Here is a 17,557-nt window from a genome sequence, read left to right as displayed (position 1 = left end):
ATATTTTATGGACAGTTAATAAAGTATAAATACTTTCTTCGTGCATATGTGCAACTAAGGCTTGGCGATAAGCTAAGTTTTCTAATCTTTAGACAATAGTAAACAGAATACGGAAGGTTATGTAGAATACCGCTTGTCCATATAGAATACAGTCGAACGATTTTTTAAACTTGCTCTCTTATTTTGACAAAAAAACAATGCATAGTGTGATTTAATGTTTGAAAGAGGGAGTGGTATTCTATGATGGATTCAATTCCAAGGTTGGAATCCGACGCAATCGGCGTAAATAAAAACCTGCTACAAAGGTTTCGTAAGTGGATGTCTTCGCATGCTACATCATTATTATTCGAAAAAGGATGGCTGTTCTATATAGTTGGTTTTTTATTGGGACGAGCTATCATATTATCAGTTGTCTCACCATTTGCTGTTGCTTTTTTGGCAACCATTTGGTTTATACATAAGGACAAGGCAGCGAAAGTAATGCTTGCAGTCCTGGCTGGATCATTAAGCTTTTCACTTGTTCATGGGGTTTTTATTGCGTTAGCAATGATTGTTTTTATTTTTTTGGCAGCATTATTTAAACATGCCAAAAAACAGCAAGTCTATATTCCGCTATTTGTGTTCTTCTCCACTTTAGGTCCAAGGCTTTTTGTGTATTCTGCTACAGATCAGCTTTCATCGTATGAATGGATGCTCATAGTTGTTGAAGGAGTACTTGGAGCTGTCCTTGTACTAATCTTTATGCAGAGTATTCCATTATTATCACCAAATAGATATAAACCTGCGTTAAAAAATGAAGAAATTGTTTGCATGATTATCTTGCTTGCATCGATATTGACAGGAACAATAGGATGGTCATTTTATGACGCCTCAGTTGAGCAAATATTTTCCCGTTACTTTGTATTGTTACTCGCATTTGTTGGAGGTGCGGCAATTGGGTCAACAGTAGGGGTAGTAGCTGGGCTTATCTTGTCGCTGGCAAATGTAGCAAATCTCTACCAAATGAGCTTGCTTGCCTTTTCAGGGTTGTTAGGCGGATTATTGAAAGAAGGAAATAAGATTGGGGTAAGCATTGGACTTTTAGTTGGGACATTTCTAGTGGGCATTTATGTAGATGTTGGGACAATAGTACCTTCTCTTATCGAAACATCCATTGCAATTTTATTCTTTATTTTGACACCGGCAAGCTGGTTTAAGAAACTATCACGTTATATTCCGGGAACTGAAGAACATACAAATGAACAAGAACAATACTTGCAAAAAGTTCGTAATGTTACCGCTAAGCGGGTTGAGCAATTCTCTGATGTATTTGAAGCGCTTTCAAAAAGTTTTACCTCATCTGAGGAATTTAAGGAAGAAGATATTCAAGACAAGCGTGAGACAGATTATTTTTTAAGTCAGGTTACCGAGAAAACGTGTCAGTCCTGCTTTATGAAAGATCGCTGCTGGGAGAAGCAGTTTGATAAGACTTACTCTCTAATGGAAAATCTGAAGGATGATCTTGCAGAAGGTAAAGAACCAAGTCATAAATCAACTCGGGAATTTGAAAACCATTGTGTAAAATCAAAAAAAGTAATTGACGTAATGAAAGAAGAAATATCATCGTTTGAAGCAAATAAAAAATTAAAGAAACAGGTGATTGAAAGCAAGCGCTTTGTCGCTGACCAGCTTCAAGGGGTTTCGGAAGTCATGGAGGATTTTGCTAACGAAATCCTTAAGGAACGTCAGCATCATGAAAAACAGGAAATGCAAATCATCCATACGCTCAAGCATATGGGTATTGATTTAGAGAAGCTGGATATTTATCAGTTGGATAAAGGAAATGTAGATATTGAAATGACGCTATCTTTTTATGATTATCATGGTGAAGGGGCAAAAATAATTGCGCCTGTATTATCCGATATATTAAACGAAATGATTATTGTTAAGCAAGAAGAGGTTTCACCATTCCCAAATGGCTACTGCTATCTGGCATTTGGATCTGCCAAAGAATATGTAATTGATACTGGCATTGCCAATGCTGCCAAAGGTGGAGGGCTTATTTCAGGAGATAGCTATACAACTATAGAACTTGGTGCCGGAAAATATGCAATGGCTATTAGCGATGGTATGGGTAATGGCCAACGTGCAAGTGAAGAAAGTAAAGAAACGTTACGGCTCCTCCAGCAAATTTTACAAACTGGAATTCCGGAAAAAGTTGCGATCAAATCAATCAACTCAATCCTTGCACTGCGAACTACCGATGAGATGTTTGCAACATTAGATTTGGCTGTTATAAATATGCACAATGCATTTGTTCGTTTCTTAAAAATTGGCTCGACTCCAAGTTTTATCAAACGTGGGGAAGAAATGATCAAGGTGGAAGCGAGTAATCTGCCAATGGGGATTATACAGGAATTTGACGTTGATATCGTTGGTGAGCAATTAAAATCTGAAGATATTTTAATTATGATGAGCGACGGTATATTTGATGGGCCAAAACATATTGAAAATACGGATGTTTGGTTGAAGCGGAAAATTCGTGAAATGAAGACGGATGATCCTCAGGAAATAGCAGATTTACTACTTGAGGAGGTTGTCCGAACAAGGTCGGGAGCAATTGAAGATGATATGACGGTGGTTGCTGCTAAAATAGTTAAAAATACACCACAATGGGCTTCGATACCAACTTACACCGAAAAAGCGCAATAACGGATGCTAAAAAAACTGGTACTCTAATGGAGTATCAGTTTTTTAGCAGTTAAGAAGGTAGCATGTTTGCAAAGTGCATTGCGAAATACAAATAAAAGTCAGCAATGTGAATCCTCGTTCCACTAAACGGCAGATTTAGTGTTCTAAGGGGGGTGAAACGGATCCTCATTCCGCTAATAGCGAAAAATCAACGAAATATAAGGTTAAAAAGACAAATAACGGAATGAGGATCCTAAAACATGCCCTAAATGAGGGATTTGTAATGAATAACGGAATGAGGATCCGCCTGGTCAGCAGTATCCCCATTTCAAGGAGTAAACGTATATTTTTAAACGATGTTGGCGATGATGGTAGTGGATTAGCTAGGAGGTATGTTAAGTGAAAAAAGGAACACTAAAACAGATTCTATTGATAACGGATGGTTGCTCTAATAAGGGTGAGGATCCAGCCGCAACTGCTGCACTGGCACATCAGCAAGGTGTGACGGTTAATGTGATTGGTATTTTAGATGATGATCAGACTGAGCAGCCAGAAGGATTGGAGGAAGTTGAAGATATTGCGCTTTCTGGTGGCGGTGTAAGTCAACTCGTCTATAAACAGTCACTATCACAGACAGTACAAATGGTTACAAAACAAGCAATGACACAAACTTTACAAGGATTTGTTAATCAGGAATTAAAGCAAATTTTAGGTCCAAATCAGAATCTCGAGGATATCGAACCGGAAAAACGCGGGGAGATTATGGAGGTTGTGGAGGATATGGGTGAAACGTGTGATTTGGAAGTTCTCGTGTTAGTTGATACAAGTGCGAGCATGCATGATAAGCTTCCAACAGTAAAAGAGGCTCTAATTGACCTTTCGATAAGTTTAAATGCACGAATTGGAAGGAATCGATTCTGTATTTTTAGTTTTCCAGGCAAACGAAAGGATATTCAAAAAGTATTCGACTGGTCGCCAAAGCTTGATTCAATATCGACAGTATTTCCAAAGCTAAGCAGTGGAGGAATTACGCCTACTGGACCTGCTATACGTGAAGCGATGTATCAGTTTGGAAAGAAAGGATTGCTAAGGAGCTTGAGGGATGAAGATGAACCAGGCATGGAAGAAGCATGGAATTGATATTAAGCCAGGAACAATTATAAGTGGAAAGTGGCATAAGCATCGTTATGTAATTAAAAAGAAGCTTGGTCAAGGTGCAGTTGGATCAGTTTATCTCTGTGATAGGAATGGTAAGCAAGTTGCATTGAAAATAAGTGATAAAAGCACATCAATGACAATGGAAGTAAACGTTTTGAAATCGTTGAAGAAGGTCCAAGGGAATCGTCTTGGGCCTTGTTTATTGGATGTGGATGATTGGGAGTTTGCGCAAAATACAAAGTATGCTTTTTATGTTATGGAATATTTACATGGAGAAACCCTGTCAAGCTTTATTAACCGTAATGGCGATGAATGGATCGGTGTGTTTATGCTGCAATTACTAGACGATTTAGAGCGCCTGCATCAGGCAGGATGGGTATTTGGGGATTTTAAAACAGAGAATCTTATTGTCCTATCATCGCCGCCAAAGGTTCGCTGGATTGATGTTGGCGGCACAACACAAATCGGCAGAGCGATTAAGGAATATACAGAGTTTTATGACCGGGGTTACTGGGGGTTTGGTTCAAGACGTGCGGAACCAAGCTATGATTTATTTGCTTTTGTTATGGTATTTTTAAACATATACTATCCCAAAAGATTTGATAAGGGCTCACAGCCAAAATCAACACTTTTTAAAAGGCTAGATGATGTAAAGCAGTTACGTATGTATCGAAATTGTCTTAAAGATGCACTACTTGGCAAATACAAGACAAGCGGACAGATGAAGAACGAAATAACAAAGACATTACAGGCTATAAAAAGCTCAAGAAAATCTAAAAGAAGAGCGGGTAAATCAGTATCTAAAGGCACCTCTTTCGTAGAAGCTGGTGGAATTTTTCTAATTGCATTATTTTATTACCTTTCATCGATACTATTACTTTGAGGTACGTAGTATTGCTCTTTGTTAGGATGCGTTTTTATGGTAGGATAAAAGGGGTATTAAATTAGTTTATTCATGGAGATGGGCAAGCAATGATTAGTAAAGTTAATGCATTTATAAAAAAAAATCAATTGCTTAAAAATAATTCGACCGTCCTGCTTGGTGTTTCCGGTGGCCCTGACTCGATGGCACTTCTACACTATTTTCAGTCAATCCAGGAAAAATGGAATTTGAAACTTATTGTATTGTCTGTTGATCATCAGCTAAGAGGCGACGAATCGAGAGATGACCTTGATTTTGTTAAACATATTTGTGAAAAATGGGGCGTACAATTTATTGGGGCTTCTTTGAATGTTCCGTTGTATAAACTGGAGAAACAGGTTGGAACTCAGGTTGCCGCTCGGGAGGTACGATATGAATTCTTTGCGAAACAAATGAGTGAGTTTAATGCTGATTACTTAGCACTGGGGCACCACGGTGATGATCAAGTTGAAACGATGCTGATGGGATTAGTACGGTCAGCCACTACAAAGTCATTGGCAGGTATTCCGTTAAACCGGTCATTTGTGACAGGTGAGATTATTCGCCCTTTCTTGTGTGTTACGAAAGATGAAATTGAAGACTACTGTAGCAAAAACAGGATTGACCCACGTAGAGATCCATCTAACGAACAAACAGCCTATACTAGGAATTATTTCAGAAAAGAATTGCTCCCAATACTAAAAGAGAAAAACAGTAATATACATACAACAACACAGTACCTAAGTCAGTCACTTCAAGAGGATGAACAATTTCTGGCAGGTGAAGCAGCCAAATTGGTCAATGATCTTGTTGTGTTTACGGATTCGGATAAAGAGGCATCCTTTACTATTGACTCATTTAAAACAAGCCCGCGTTCTTTACAAAGGCGAGCCTTTCATCTAATATTAAACTATCTATATAAAGAATTGCCTAAAAATTTATCATATGTGCACGAGGAACAATTTTTTGCGTTGTTGGAAAGTGATAGTGGTAATGTCCAGATTGATTTTCCCGACAGTTTAAAGCTCAGGAAAATATATCAAAAAGCGGTATTTTGCTTCTCAAATGACCAATCCCATCCTGTTTCTTATCATAAAATTGTAGATATTCCAGGTGAAGTAAAGTTACCAAATGGTATAACGGTAACTGCCAATTATACGGGTTGCCCCGATTCGAATAGCGACACTGAATACATATGTAATAAAGCTAGTGTCGCATTGCCCTTACATATAAGGACACGTCAAAATGGTGATCGAATGAGCTGGAGAGGGTTAGAAGGAAGTAAAAAGGTTAAAGATATTTTTATTGATGCTAAAATCCCGCTTGGTAAACGAGATACATGGCCAGTGTTAACTGATGATGATGGAGAAATATTATGGCTGATTGGCTTAAAAAAAGGACAACCACCAATACAAGCAAAAGAAGGCACATATATTCAATTAAATTACGATACAGGTAATGTGTAGGAGGGGCAACATGCATAACGATATTGAAAAAGTATTGATTACAGAAGAAGAAATCTCGGTAAAATGCGCAGAACTTGGTAAACAGCTTACTGAAGAATATGACGGTAAGTTTCCGTTAGCCATCGGCGTTTTAAAAGGTGCTATGCCATTTATGTCAGATATTCTGCGCCGTACAGAAACACACCTGGAAATGGACTTTATGGATGTATCAAGCTATGGTGGCAAAATGCGTTCATCCGGTGAGGTGAAAATTGAAAAAGATTTAAATACGAAGGTAGAAGGTCGGGATTTATTAATTATAGAAGATATTATCGATAGTGGCCTTACACTAAGTTATTTAGTCGATTTATTTAAATATCGTAAAGCTAAATCAATTAAAATTGTCACTTTACTTGATAAGCCTTCTGGTAGAACCGCACATATTAAAGCAGATATTATTGGATTTGAAGTACCAAATGAATTTGTAGTAGGCTATGGATTGGATTATGAAGAGAAATATCGCAACTTACCGTATATTGGGGTGTTAAAACCGAAAATATATGGAGGAGAAGAATCATAAAAATAATGCCAGGCACAATAGGGATATATTCTTCACAAAAATGTAATAAATTCCGTATATGCTACACGGTATGGAATATGGAAGAAGCAGGCTTAAATTAATATTAAAACGTAAGTGGAATTAGTTGTATTAGCACTTTTTCCTATGGTAATATTGTTTGTAGTTTTTCCCGCTTGGGAGGAGGTAAGTAATGAATCGGATATTTCGTAATGTGATCTTTTATTTACTCATATTCTTAGTCGTTATAGGCGTTATAGGGGTATTTAATGGACAAAATGATGAAGCAACAGAATATGATGTGCAAGAATTTACAAATGTATTAAATAGTGGTGACATCGAAGAAATGACGATGCAGCCATCAAATGGAATAATACGCATTACTGGTGAATTGGGTGGAGGAGAACAGTTTGTCGCTCAAATTCCTGATAATACGGAAATTGTCTCGAATATTACACAACAAGCCACTGAGCAAAGTGTACTTAATGTGAAAGAAGAGGAACAGCCAAGCGGATGGGTAACTTTTCTAACGACGATGATTCCATTTCTAATATTAGGGTTATTTTTCTTCTTTATTCTAAGCCAGGCTCAAGGTGGCGGCGGTGGACGCGTCATGAACTTTGGTAAGAGTAAAGCGAAAATGTATACTGAAGATAAGAAAAAAGTCCGCTTTAAAGACGTAGCCGGTGCAGATGAAGAAAAGCAAGAACTTGTTGAAGTTGTTGACTTTCTGAAGGATCCGCGTAAATTTACAGCTGTCGGTGCACGTATTCCTAAAGGTGTACTACTGGTAGGACCTCCAGGTACAGGTAAAACATTACTTGCACGTGCAGTTGCGGGTGAAGCGGGGACACCATTCTTCTCAATCAGTGGTTCTGATTTCGTTGAGATGTTTGTAGGTGTAGGTGCTTCACGTGTACGTGACTTGTTTGAAAATGCGAAGAAAAATGCACCATGTATTATATTTATCGATGAGATTGATGCAGTTGGACGTCAGCGTGGTGCTGGTCTTGGTGGTGGACACGATGAACGTGAACAAACCTTGAACCAGTTATTAGTTGAAATGGATGGTTTTGGAGCAAATGAAGGAATTATCATGATTGCTGCAACAAACCGCCCAGACATTCTTGACCCGGCATTGTTACGTCCGGGACGATTTGACCGTCAAATAACGGTAGACCGCCCAGATGTTAAAGGCCGTGAAGAAGTGTTAGAAGTACACGCTAAAGATAAACCATTGGATAGTACGGTGGATCTTAAAACAATTGCAATGCGCACACCAGGATTTTCTGGTGCTGATTTGGAAAATCTATTAAACGAAGCTGCATTAGTTGCAGCTCGTCATGACCAAACTAAAATTGACATGTTGGCTGTTGATGAAGCTATCGACCGTGTTATTGCCGGTCCAGCTAAGAAGAGCAGAGTTATTTCACCTAAAGAGCGAAATATTGTTGCTTACCATGAGAGTGGACACACAATAATCGGAATGGTATTAGACGATGCAGACTTGGTACACAAGGTTACGATAGTACCACGTGGGCAAGCTGGCGGATACGCAGTTATGCTGCCAAAAGAGGATCGTTACTTTATGACGAAGCCGGAGTTATTTGATAAGATTACCGGCCTCTTAGGTGGTCGTGTATCAGAAGAAATTATCTTTGGTGAGGTAAGTACTGGTGCGTCAAATGACTTCCAGCGTGCAACAGCTATTGCTCGTAAAATGATTACTGAATATGGTATGAGTGATAAAATTGGTCCACTTCAATTTACAAGTGGCGGTGGTGAAGTATTCCTTGGCCGTGATATTCAAAACGATCAGAATTATAGTGATGCGATCGCACATGAAATCGACCAGGAAATGCAAAACTTTATCAATTATTGCTATGACCGTGCAAAAACAATTCTAACTGAAAATAAAGATAAGCTTGAGCTAGTTGCTAAAACACTTCTTGATGTAGAAACCCTGGATGCAAAACAAATCAAAGGACTATTTGAAGATGGTGTACTTCCTGAACCTGAAGAGGATGACAATGAAGCTAAGACAGTTGAAGTTAAAGAAGCAGATGAAACAAAGTCCCCAGAAGAAGATAGCGATATGAAAGTAAATATCCAATCTAAAAACGATGACGATGTAACACCAGAGACTTTTGAAGAAGCTAAACAAAAAGCAGAAGAAAAGAAAAAAAGTGAACGCGAAGAAGAAAAAGAAGATAATGATACAAATACTTCTTCGGATGATAAAAAACAATAAGTTCTCTATCATACAGCCTCTCATGAAAATGAGAGGCTGTTTTTTGCAGTTAACAAGTATAAAATCTTTCTTACTGCATAAGTGCAACTAAGGCTTGGCGATATGCCCAAGTTTTCTAAGCTGTTTAGCATACTGAAAAAGGTGGATGAAGATTGAATAGGTTAGGCGGTAACTGAATTAGTCCAATCACATCCTGCCAATGTTTTGAATATAAGTTCGTAGGCTTTTTATTGCATTACAGAATTATGGTATATTAATAAGATAGAAAATAACTGCAGCGGGAAGGTTTGGTTGGAAATGCTTTTTGTGCTCGACGTAGGAAACACAAACACTGTTTTAGGTGTCTTTGAGAACGATAAATTAATACACGAGTGGCGTATCAAGACAGATCGTTATAAGACGGAAGATGAGTTTGGTATGCTTATTAAATCTTTACTGGAACACGAAAGTATTTCATTAACAGATGTAGATGGAGTAATCATTTCTTCTGTTGTACCCCCAATTATGTTCGCGCTTGAAAAAATGTGTAAAAAGTATTTTAAGCTGCAGCCATTAGTGCTCGGAAAAGAATCGGTACACACAGTTTTAGATATGGCTTACCCAAACCCTGAAGAAATTGGCGCAGATCGAATTGTAAATGCGGTAGGTGCAATCCAAGAATACGGTTCACCATTAGTAATAATCGATTTCGGTACAGCAACGACGTATTGTTATATCAATGAAGATAAAGCGTATCAGGGTGGTTTGATTGCACCAGGTATACATATATCAATGGAGGCATTATACAGCAAGGCGTCGAAGCTCCCTAAAATTGAAATTCAGGCCCCGCATAATGTGGTCGGAAGCTCGACTGTTGAAGCTATGCAATCAGGTGTCTTTTATGGATATGTTTCACAGGTTGATGGCATAGTAAATCGTATGAAGCAAGAGAATAAAGCAGAGCCAAAGGTGATTGCTACAGGAGGATTGGCCACTTTGATTTCAGATGCATCTGAGACAATCGATTACGTTGATAAGCATTTGACATTAAAAGGCTTGTATTTAATTTATAAGAGAAATATCCAAAAGGAAAATTCCTAAAAGGAGACTGAATACAACATGAAGGACTATTTAGTGAAAGCGACAACTTACAATGGAATGGTGCGCGCGTACGCAGTAACCTCAACCAATACGGTGGAGGAAGCGCGCAGACGACAGGATACATGGGCTACTGCATCTGCGGCGTTAGGGCGTACTATTACTGTTACTGCAATGATGAGTGCAATGCTGAAAGGTGATGATTCAATTACGGTAAAAGTCGAGGGAGATGGACCGCTTGGGGTCATGGTTGCTGATGGTAATGCGAATGGAGATGTCCGTGGATATGTCACAAATCCCCATGTTGACTTTGATTTAAATGAACAAGGTAAACTGGATGTTGCGCGCGCTGTTGGAATACAAGGGAACATAAGTGTTGTAAAAGATTTAGGGTTGAAAGATAATTTTACCGGGCAAGTTCCTATTATTTCTGGTGAGATTAGTGAAGACTTCACTTATTATTTCGCAAACTCTGAACAAGTTCCTTCTGCTGTAGGGGCAGGTGTATTAGTAAATCCAGACCATACAATATTAGCTTCAGGTGGTTTCATCATTCAGGTTATGCCAGGAGCTGATGAAGAAATGATTACTCGGCTTGAGGAAAAAATTCAGACATTCCCAGATATCTCGAAGTTGATTAGGGAAGGAAATTCTCCAGAGCAAATTTTGGAGCGTCTTTTTGATGATCAAGAAGTCAAGGTTCATGAGCAACTTCCAATCTCGTTTCAATGTAAATGTTCAAAGGATCGCGTGCAACGGGCTATTATTGGATTAGGAAGTGAAGAAATCCAAAATATGATTGATGAAGATCAAGGTGCAGAAGCGACATGTCATTTCTGTAATGAAGTTTATCAATTTTCAGAGCAGGAATTAGAAACACTTAAACAATCAACAAAGATATAGTTGAAAGGAGTTACCGATGAAGAAAAAATTTCTACTGGCAGTAATAGTGGTATTGCTCATCACAAATGTTGCTACTTTGCTTATTTGGAATAATGATGAGAATGTGATCCTCGACAATAATGATACAAAAATAGACCAAAAAAAACCTGTTGCTACTGTTAATGGTGAGGAAATTCCATACGAACAATGGATGAAATCCTTGCGAGGAAATTATGGGGAAGAACAACTAAAGGGAATGATTAATCAAGCGGTTGTAAAACAGCTAGCTGATGAAAAAAATATTAAAATAAATGATAAAGTTATTGCCAGGGAAATAGCACTGCTTACATCTATGCAAAGTCCCATGTCTGCTGAGGAAATGAAACAGAAAGAAGACGAGTGGCGTGAGGATATCTTATATCGTTATCAATTAGGTGCACTTTTAACAGCTGATTCTTCAATACCAGAAGAAGAGATTAAAGCACACTTTGACGAGTACGGTGATCAATATAATTTTCAAGCTTCACTGCAAATTTCTCATATTATAGTGCCGAATTTTGAAACGGCTGAAAAGGTTAAAAAGGAACTTGATAACGGTGCATCATTTGATCTACTGGCCCAAGAATATTCAACGGATGAAGAAACTAAAGCTAGCGGAGGATATTTAGGACTATTCGTGAATGAAAGCAAGTTCTTACCTGGGGGCTACTTGGAAGCAGCCTCTTCAATGGATGAGCAGACATATAGTGATCCTTTTCAGAGTGATACAGGTGTAGCTATTATTTATCTTCATCAAAAACTGCCATCTATAACATTTGAATACGATGAAATAAAACCATATATTAAACGCGAGCTTGCTTTAGGAGAATCTAATCAAACGCTGACTGCCGATCCGCTTTGGGATAAATTAGACATTGATTGGGTATATGAAGAATAAGCTAAATTAGATGTAGGTATTTTACCGATTTCCTTACGTTTCAGTTGACATTTTTTTGATTTAAACGTACATTATAATTAAATCCTACAAAAACACTAGGAATTAGGAGGAATTGTAATGAGAGTGGCTGACAATATAACTGGCTTGATTGGGGAAACCCCGATAGTAAAATTGAATCGTACCGTAGATGATAATAGTGCAGATGTGTATTTAAAATTGGAATTTATGAATCCAGGAAGTTCTGTAAAAGACCGTATTGCTTTATCAATGGTTGAAGCAGCAGAAAAAGAAGGCGTTTTAAAAGAAGGCGACACAATCATTGAGCCAACGAGCGGAAATACAGGAATTGGTTTAGCAATGGTGGCTGCTGCAAAAGGATATAAATCTGTACTTGTAATGCCCGATACAATGAGTAAAGAGCGTCGTAACTTATTAAGAGCTTATGGGGCGGAGCTAGTTTTAACACCTGGGGCCGATGGTATGAAAGGTGCTATTAAAAAAGCTGAAGAATTAAAAGACGCAAATGGCTATTTCATGCCTCAACAATTTAACAATGAAGCAAATACAGAGGTCCACGAACGAACAACTGGTAAAGAAATTGTAAGCCAGATGAGTGAGGGTCTCGATGCATTTGTGTCTGGTATTGGTACAGGTGGGACAATTACTGGTGCTGGTAAAGTATTAAAGGAAAACTTTAATGACGTAAAAGTTTATGCAGTTGAACCAGATGATTCCGCTATTCTATCTGGTGGATCTCCGGGTCCGCATAAAATCCAAGGTCTTGGAGCCGGCTTTGTACCTAAGATCCTAAATACTGAAATATACGATGAAGTTATACGAATCTCAAATGATGAGGCTTTTGCTACATCACGAGAAGTCGCAAAACGTGAGGGTATTTTAGGTGGCATTTCAGCTGGTGCAGCAGTTGCAGCGGCAAAAAGGGTTGCTAAACAACTAGGTAAAGGCAAAAAAGTACTTGCGGTAATTCCTGATAATGGTGAACGTTATCTATCAACACCATTGTACCAATACGATACAGAAGATGAATAATTTTTCGTGATTTAGAAGAAAGGGTTAGCATCCGTAAATAGGTGCTAGTCCTTTTTTCTATTTAGCAGTATAAATACTTTCTTACTGCATAAGTGCGACTAAGGCTGTCGACATCAAGGGTCGGCGAAAAGCCAAGTTTTAAACATTCTTAACATTTTATTAAGGGAATTTAATGCCCTGCACCTAATCGAACAGACACTTGCGCTTTTGTTCTGCTATGATACGATAGTAACCGAAATAATCAGATGTGAAAGAAGGTTGTGCTTTGAATTTAAAAACGAACTTAATAACATATGATTTAGCTAATCGCACACATGTTATGGGGATACTGAATGTAACTCCTGATTCTTTTTCAGATGGTGGAAGTTATACATCTATAGACCGGGCAGTCGAACAAGCTGTTGCAATGGAGAAGCAAGGTGCAGATATTATAGATATAGGTGGGGAATCCACACGCCCAAACCATCAACCGGTATCAGCCGATGAAGAACTTGAACGTGTCTTGCCGGTTATTCGTAAGGTAAAAGAAGTGGTAAGTATTCCGATTTCAATTGACACATATAAGGCAGAAACAGCAAGACAAGCAGTTAAGGCAGGTGCAGATATTATAAACGATGTTTGGGGAGCTAAAAGAGAGCCTGAAATAGCTGGAGTTGCAGCAGAATACAATGTCCCAATTATTTTGATGCACAATAGAATAAACAAGGATTATACGTCACTTATTGATGATATGAAGCAGGACTTACAAGAGAGCATCGATATTGCTTTAAAAGCTGGCGTCACAAATGAAAATATTATTCTTGATCCGGGAGTCGGATTTGCTAAAACTGCAGCAGATAATTTGGTCGTTATGAACAATCTGGAGAAATTTGCTGTTCTAGGATATCCGATATTATTGGGAACATCACGTAAAACATTTATTGGTGAAATTTTAGATGTACCACCAGAAGAACGTGATAATGGTACAGGAGCAACAACGTGCCTTGGCATCACCAAAGGTACCCAGATTATCCGAGTTCACAATGTAAAACTGCATGTTGAACTTGCTAAGATGATGGATGCAATGCTCGGAAAAGGGGGGACGGAAACCCTTGGATAAAATTTTAATTAATCAAATGGCTTTCTATGGCTATCACGGCCTTTTTCCGGAAGAAAATAAACTTGGTCAAAGATTTTATGTTGATGTGCAACTAATGCTTAACCTGAAAAAATCAAGTAAATCTGATGATATGAATGACTCAATCAATTATGGAGATGTATATGAACTTGTAAAAGGAATAATGGAAGGGAAGCCTAAAAATCTGATTGAAGCTGTTGCTGAAGATATTGCCAAGGATTTATTTCATGAATTTAATTTACTTAAAGCTTGCACAGTGAAAGTTACTAAGCCTGACCCTCCTATACCAGGTCATTATCAATCAGTAGCAGTAGAAATCACTCGGGAGCGAGCGGAATGAAGACTGCATACATTGCCTTGGGGACAAATATTGAACCTAGGGAAGAATATCTAACATCAGCGCTAGAAATACTGCGAAAAGACAATAAAATTCATATTAATCAACAATCATCTATATATGAAACGGCACCAGTTGGTTATGCTGACCAAGCTGATTTTTTGAATATGGTGATTGAATTGGAGACATTTTTATCAGCTTTCGATCTGCTGGAACTTTGTCAAACCATTGAAAGGCAATTAGGGAGAAAAAAGCTAATACGCTTCGGACCCCGAACAATTGACCTTGACATTTTAGTCTATAATCAAGAAAATAGAAAAACAGACGTTTTAACAATTCCGCACCCTAGAATGCATGAACGCGCATTCGTGCTTATTCCGTTACATGAGATAGCACCTGGATTGTTGTTGTACAAAGGTGGTAAGACAGTGTCGGATTATATAAAAGCACTCTCGGAAAGCGACATAAAGGATGTAACGCGATGGACAAACAAAGGCTTGGCAGAAGAATAAAAGCATTTCGCAAATTAAAAGGATATACACAAGTGGAGTTAGCTTATAAATTAGATCTCCCTATTATTACACTAGGTAGCATTGAGCGAGGTAAGCAAGAGGCTTCGGAGAAATTATTGGATCACATAGCTGATACATTATCTGTAACTAAAAAAGAATTGACTAAAGCGGATGAAACCACCAAGGAGGAATAATTCATATTTCAAATTGGTGATATAACGATACCGAATAGAGTTGTCTAAGCTCCCATGGCAGTTTTTTCAAATTATGCCTTCCGTCTGATAGTTAAGGATTTCGGAGCGAGCAAAGCTTTTAATATTGGAAGCTTAAAAGCATCTACGAAAGAACTGCCAGTTGCTTGCTGGCGTTTTTTGTTGGTGGTTAATAAAGTAAAATACGCTTTCATGAGAATCCCTTTAAAGAATACTAAGGTTTCTATAGATGAAAGAAATTTTGTTTTTCTATATACTTGTATATAATGTGGGATATTGAGGTCGGTATTCAGTCGATAAAAAATATTGGAGTGATAGTTGTGTCAGAAGAATTAAATGATCATATGAAAGTTCGTCGTGAAAAATTACAGTCCTATAAGGAACAAGGTGTTGACCCTTTTGGTGGGAAATTTGAACGAACAGATTCAGCAGAAGATTTAATTTCGAAGTACGACCAATTTTCTAAAGAAGAGCTAGAAGAAAAGACAGATAAAGTTACAATTGCCGGGCGTGTGATGACAAAACGCGGAAAAGGAAAAGCTGGTTTCGCACACCTTCAGGATTTAAGTGGACAAATCCAAATTTACGTTCGCAAAGATATGATTGGTGAAGAGGCATATGAAGTGTTTAATTCAACCGATATGGGAGATATTGTTGGAGTTACCGGTGTTATGTTTAAAACAAAAGTAGGTGAGATTTCAGTAAAAGCTTCAGAGTTCACCTTACTAACGAAATCCTTACGCCCGCTCCCAGAAAAGTATCATGGGCTAAAGGATATTGAACAACGTTATCGTCAACGTTATCTTGACTTAATAACAAATCCTGATAGCAGAGAAACGTTTGTGTTGCGCAGTAAGATCATCCAATCGATGCGCCATTACTTAGATGGACAAGGATTTCTTGAAGTGGAGACTCCAATGATGCATGGTATCCCAGGTGGCGCTTCTGCTCGTCCATTTGAGACGCACCATAATGCACTGGATATCCCATTATACATGCGTATTGCCATTGAGTTACATCTAAAACGATTAATTGTTGGCGGATTAGAAAAAGTATATGAAGTTGGTCGAGTATTTCGTAACGAAGGAGTTTCTACACGGCACAACCCTGAATTTACGATGATGGAACTTTATGAAGCATATGCAGATTTTCATGATGTCATGTCCTTAACAGAGAATTTAATTGCACATATTACAAAAGAAGTATTAGGTGACACAACTTTAATGTATGGGGACTATGAAGTAAGTCTTGAACCTGAATGGAAAAGACTTCATATGGTTGATGCTGTAAAAGAATATACAGGGGCGGACTTCTGGAAAAACATGAGTGATGAAGACGCAAGGGTATTAGCTAAAGAACACGGTATTCAAATTAAGGATACCATGACATTCGGCCATATCCTTAATGAATTCTTTGAACAAAAAGTAGAAGAGGAGTTAATCCAGCCGACATTTATTTATGGACACCCGGTTGAAATTTCCCCGCTTGCTAAAAGAAATGAGGAAGACGAACGGTTTACTGATCGCTTTGAATTATTCATTGTCGGTCGTGAGCACGCAAATGCCTTTAGTGAATTGAACGACCCTATTGATCAACGGGAAAGATTTGAATCACAAGTTAAAGAAAGAGACGAAGGAAATGATGAAGCACACTTAATGGATGAAGACTTTCTGGAAGCGTTGGAATATGGTATGCCACCAACAGGCGGGCTAGGTATTGGCATTGATCGCCTTGTTATGCTATTAACCAACTCACAATCAATTCGGGATGTACTTCTATTCCCGCAAATGCGTAATAAACAATAAGCTTATTCAGTTGAACAACTTGGCATAACTGTAATTTCTGTGCGAGTTGTTCTTCTTTTTTAATTTTAAATCACTGTTGTGACGGGATTGGATAAAATCCCCAATAATTTTTATGTATTTCCTATTGATTTAGGGTAATAATCATGGTAAATTATTAAACGTTGCTTAAATAACTGCAACAAAAACTTATCACTTTTTAGCGAGTTCTTCTTGCATTTTTCTTAAAAACAAGATTAAAAAATTATTGACTTTTCTATTGGAAGATGGTATATTAATTAAGTCGCCATTTTGAGAGGCGGAAATGAAATTTGCTCCTTGAAAACTGAACAAAACAACCAGTATGTCAAGAAAACAGGTTAAAAGTTAAACTTTTAAACCCTGATTTCAATTTTTAAAGCTAAGACAATAGATGATTGATTGGTGTCAATCATATTCAAACTAACTTTTATGGAGAGTTTGATCTTGGCTCAGGACGAACGCTGGCGGCGTGCCTAATACATGCAAGTCGAGCGCGGGAAGCAGACGGATCCCTTCGGGGTGAAGTTTGTGGAACGAGCGGCGGACGGGTGAGTAACACGTGGGCAACCTACCTGTAAGACTGGGATAACCCCGGGAAACCGGGGCTA

General features: G+C 38.2%; 15 protein-coding genes and 1 rRNA gene. All 16 read left to right on the top strand.

All coding sequences use genetic code 11. The features are described from left to right. The first annotated feature begins 240 nt into the window (after positions 1 to 240). Positions 241 to 2,691 (top strand): stage II sporulation protein E, encoded by a 2,451-nt coding sequence (spoIIE, locus tag BMY13_RS17910; protein WP_092490935.1) that lies wholly within the window; start codon positions 241 to 243, stop codon positions 2,689 to 2,691. Positions 2,692 to 3,069: 378 nt separating this feature from the next. Next, positions 3,070 to 3,810, top strand: a complete 741-nt coding sequence (locus BMY13_RS17905; protein WP_092490934.1) for a VWA domain-containing protein — start codon at positions 3,070 to 3,072, stop codon at positions 3,808 to 3,810. Beyond that, the gene (locus BMY13_RS17900; protein ID WP_092490933.1) at positions 3,773 to 4,711 is read left to right on the top strand and encodes a protein kinase domain-containing protein; all 939 of its coding nucleotides are present in this window, start codon (positions 3,773 to 3,775) and stop codon (positions 4,709 to 4,711) included. Before BMY13_RS17905 ends, BMY13_RS17900 begins: the two co-directional genes overlap by 38 nt. Before the next feature lie 89 nt (positions 4,712 to 4,800). Further along, positions 4,801 to 6,195 carry a tRNA lysidine(34) synthetase TilS gene (gene tilS, locus BMY13_RS17895; protein ID WP_092506298.1) on the top strand — a complete coding sequence of 465 codons (1,395 nt, stop codon included), beginning with the start codon at positions 4,801 to 4,803 and terminating at the stop codon, positions 6,193 to 6,195. A 10-nt stretch (positions 6,196 to 6,205) separates the two neighbouring features. Further along, on the top strand, positions 6,206 to 6,754 hold the full coding sequence (gene hpt / locus BMY13_RS17890; protein ID WP_092490931.1) for a hypoxanthine phosphoribosyltransferase: 549 nt from the start codon (positions 6,206 to 6,208) through the stop codon (positions 6,752 to 6,754). 190 nt (positions 6,755 to 6,944) lie between these two features. After that, positions 6,945 to 9,002: an ATP-dependent zinc metalloprotease FtsH gene (gene ftsH, locus BMY13_RS17885; RefSeq protein ID WP_092490930.1), complete on the top strand. Its 2,058-nt coding sequence runs from the start codon at positions 6,945 to 6,947 to the stop codon at positions 9,000 to 9,002. A 297-nt stretch (positions 9,003 to 9,299) separates the two neighbouring features. Further along, positions 9,300 to 10,082: a type III pantothenate kinase gene (locus tag BMY13_RS17880; protein WP_092492183.1), complete on the top strand. Its 783-nt coding sequence runs from the start codon at positions 9,300 to 9,302 to the stop codon at positions 10,080 to 10,082. 18 nt (positions 10,083 to 10,100) lie between these two features. Continuing rightward, positions 10,101 to 10,982: an Hsp33 family molecular chaperone HslO gene (gene hslO, locus BMY13_RS17875; RefSeq protein ID WP_092490929.1), complete on the top strand. Its 882-nt coding sequence runs from the start codon at positions 10,101 to 10,103 to the stop codon at positions 10,980 to 10,982. A gap of 16 nt (positions 10,983 to 10,998) precedes the next feature. Continuing rightward, positions 10,999 to 11,898, top strand: a complete 900-nt coding sequence (locus BMY13_RS17870) for a peptidylprolyl isomerase (RefSeq protein WP_092490928.1) — start codon at positions 10,999 to 11,001, stop codon at positions 11,896 to 11,898. A 117-nt stretch (positions 11,899 to 12,015) separates the two neighbouring features. Further along, positions 12,016 to 12,948 (top strand): cysteine synthase A, encoded by a 933-nt coding sequence (gene cysK / locus BMY13_RS17865; RefSeq protein WP_092506296.1) that lies wholly within the window; start codon positions 12,016 to 12,018, stop codon positions 12,946 to 12,948. Between the two features lie 265 nt (positions 12,949 to 13,213). Next, positions 13,214 to 14,047, top strand: a complete 834-nt coding sequence (folP, locus tag BMY13_RS17860) for a dihydropteroate synthase (protein WP_245736154.1) — start codon at positions 13,214 to 13,216, stop codon at positions 14,045 to 14,047. Further along, a complete protein-coding gene (gene folB, locus BMY13_RS17855; RefSeq protein ID WP_092490926.1) occupies positions 14,040 to 14,405 on the top strand; it encodes a dihydroneopterin aldolase in 366 nt (121 codons plus the stop codon). Before folP ends, folB begins: the two co-directional genes overlap by 8 nt. Beyond that, the gene (gene folK / locus BMY13_RS17850; protein ID WP_092506294.1) at positions 14,402 to 14,914 is read left to right on the top strand and encodes a 2-amino-4-hydroxy-6-hydroxymethyldihydropteridine diphosphokinase; all 513 of its coding nucleotides are present in this window, start codon (positions 14,402 to 14,404) and stop codon (positions 14,912 to 14,914) included. Before folB ends, folK begins: the two co-directional genes overlap by 4 nt. Beyond that, positions 14,884 to 15,108 carry a helix-turn-helix domain-containing protein gene (locus tag BMY13_RS17845; protein ID WP_092490924.1) on the top strand — a complete coding sequence of 75 codons (225 nt, stop codon included), beginning with the start codon at positions 14,884 to 14,886 and terminating at the stop codon, positions 15,106 to 15,108. Before folK ends, BMY13_RS17845 begins: the two co-directional genes overlap by 31 nt. Positions 15,109 to 15,446: 338 nt before the next feature. Further along, positions 15,447 to 16,931: a lysine--tRNA ligase gene (lysS, locus tag BMY13_RS17840; protein ID WP_092490922.1), complete on the top strand. Its 1,485-nt coding sequence runs from the start codon at positions 15,447 to 15,449 to the stop codon at positions 16,929 to 16,931. 444 nt (positions 16,932 to 17,375) lie between these two features. After that, positions 17,376 to 17,557: ribosomal RNA gene (locus BMY13_RS17835) — 16S ribosomal RNA — on the top strand; the annotation flags it as partial.

Source organism: Virgibacillus subterraneus (assembly GCF_900110695.1).
Taxonomy (GTDB): domain Bacteria; phylum Bacillota; class Bacilli; order Bacillales; family Amphibacillaceae; genus Lentibacillus; species Lentibacillus subterraneus.
Note: the sequence above shows the minus strand (reverse complement) of the source record. Positions and strands in the feature narration are given on the sequence as shown.

Bases quoted from the DNA above. Each gene is read 5' to 3' on its own strand.
- spoIIE (WP_092490935.1), top strand. From the start codon at position 241: ATGATGGATTCAATTCCAAGGTTGGAATCCGACGCAATCGGCGTAAAT.
- BMY13_RS17900 (WP_092490933.1), top strand. From the start codon at position 3,773: ATGAAGATGAACCAGGCATGGAAGAAGCATGGAATTGATATTAAGCCA.
- tilS (WP_092506298.1), top strand. From the start codon at position 4,801: ATGATTAGTAAAGTTAATGCATTTATAAAAAAAAATCAATTGCTTAAA.
- hpt (WP_092490931.1), top strand. From the start codon at position 6,206: ATGCATAACGATATTGAAAAAGTATTGATTACAGAAGAAGAAATCTCG.
- ftsH (WP_092490930.1), top strand. From the start codon at position 6,945: ATGAATCGGATATTTCGTAATGTGATCTTTTATTTACTCATATTCTTA.
- BMY13_RS17880 (WP_092492183.1), top strand. From the start codon at position 9,300: ATGCTTTTTGTGCTCGACGTAGGAAACACAAACACTGTTTTAGGTGTC.
- hslO (WP_092490929.1), top strand. From the start codon at position 10,101: ATGAAGGACTATTTAGTGAAAGCGACAACTTACAATGGAATGGTGCGC.
- BMY13_RS17870 (WP_092490928.1), top strand. From the start codon at position 10,999: ATGAAGAAAAAATTTCTACTGGCAGTAATAGTGGTATTGCTCATCACA.
- cysK (WP_092506296.1), top strand. From the start codon at position 12,016: ATGAGAGTGGCTGACAATATAACTGGCTTGATTGGGGAAACCCCGATA.
- folK (WP_092506294.1), top strand. From the start codon at position 14,402: ATGAAGACTGCATACATTGCCTTGGGGACAAATATTGAACCTAGGGAA.
- BMY13_RS17845 (WP_092490924.1), top strand. From the start codon at position 14,884: ATGGACAAACAAAGGCTTGGCAGAAGAATAAAAGCATTTCGCAAATTA.